This is a genomic window from Eubacterium sp. BL-380-WT-2B (assembly GCF_009696115.1).
Taxonomy (GTDB): domain Bacteria; phylum Bacillota; class Clostridia; order Eubacteriales; family Eubacteriaceae; genus Eubacterium; species Eubacterium callanderi.
Genome location: NZ_VUMP01000027.1, coordinates 1 through 1,288, shown reverse-complemented (window position 1 = coordinate 1,288; position 1,288 = coordinate 1). Strand labels below are relative to the sequence as shown.

Sequence of the window (1,288 nt, the reverse complement as noted above, 5' to 3'; positions counted from 1 at the left end):
TGAAGTGAACCCCATTTGTTAGACATGTGGTATAATACTAACAAGTGGGGTGATTTTATATGCCAAAAGGAATACCAAACAAGAAATACACCGGTGAATTAAAGCAGAAGCTGGTTGAATTAGTGCGTAATGGCGGACTTAGCCAAAGGGAAGTGTCAACACAATACGGTGTTAGTCGATATTCTCTGCAGCTTTGGGAGCGCATCTATCTCGAGGAAGGCCCGGAAGGGCTGTATGTAGAACGGCGAGGCCGCGGCAGTAAAGGCGGCGGCAGACCGCGAAAGCAGCTCAAGCCGGAGGTCGAAGAGGATCTCATCGCCGAAGTACAAAGGCTTCGATCGGAGAATGCATACTTAAAAAAATTGCGAGCCTTAATTCAGGAAGAGGAACGCCAAGGCAAAGGGCGCAAGTGATCTGGGAATTAAGGCATGAATTCAAGCTGTCGCTGCTGTTGGAGATAGCAGAGCTTCCCCGTTCTACGTACTATTACTACATCAAGCACATGAAGGACGAGGACAAGTACAGCGAGATAAGGAAACAGATCACTGACATATTCCATGAGAACAAGGGACGATATGGCTATCGAAGGATAACCATGGAAATGCACAACCGTGGTTACGTCATCAACCACAAAACCGTTTTGCGATTGATGAATGAAGAGAAGATAAAATGCATGGTACGCATTAAGAAATATCGCTCCTACAAGGGCGAAGTCGGGAAGGTAGCACCGAACCTGCTTGAGAGAGATTTCAGCACCTCGGCGCCGAACGAGAAGTGGGTAACGGACGTCACGGAGTTCTCTCTCTTCGGACGAAAACTCTATCTCTCACCGATACTCGATCTCTATTCGAGCTACCTTGTGAGCTACACTATCAGCGAACATCCGGCTCTGTCTTTGGTGCTGAACATGGCGAGGCAGGCGCTGTCGGTTCTGTCCCGCGGGGCAGAACCGATCCTCCACTCCGATCAGGGCTGGCAGTACCAACACAAGCAGTATCAGAAGTTGCTTAAAGATCATGGTATCAAGCAGAGCATGAGCAGAAAGGGCAACTGTCTTGACAATGCTGTGATAGAGAACTTCTTTGGACTAGTGAAGAGCGAGCTCCTATACATGAAAGAGTTTGACTCTATGGATCAGTTCAAAGACGAGCTGATCGAGTACCTTGACTACTACAATAACCGTCGTATCAAAGCCAAGCTAAAGGGCTTACCTCCTGCTGTTCACAGGAAGCAAGCCCTCGAAGCTGCTTGATTTAATTCTTTTGTCTAACTTTTGGGGTTCAGATCA

Annotated in this window: 2 protein-coding genes; both read left to right on the top strand. The window is 47.7% G+C overall.

The genetic code is table 11. From position 1 onward, the window contains the following. Positions 1-59 precede the first annotated feature (59 nt). Positions 60-413, top strand: coding sequence for a helix-turn-helix domain-containing protein (locus FYJ53_RS21960; protein ID WP_090415500.1), 354 nt, complete (start codon positions 60-62; stop codon positions 411-413). After that, positions 410-1,252 (top strand): IS3 family transposase, encoded by an 843-nt coding sequence (locus FYJ53_RS21050; protein ID WP_090415498.1) that lies wholly within the window; start codon positions 410-412, stop codon positions 1,250-1,252. Before FYJ53_RS21960 ends, FYJ53_RS21050 begins: the two co-directional genes overlap by 4 nt. Positions 1,253-1,288: the final 36 nt, after the last annotated feature.

What these genes read in the sequence shown, in the direction of transcription:
- FYJ53_RS21960 (WP_090415500.1), top strand. Translation starts at nt 60, where the DNA reads ATGCCAAAAGGAATACCAAACAAGAAATACACCGGTGAATTAAAGCAG.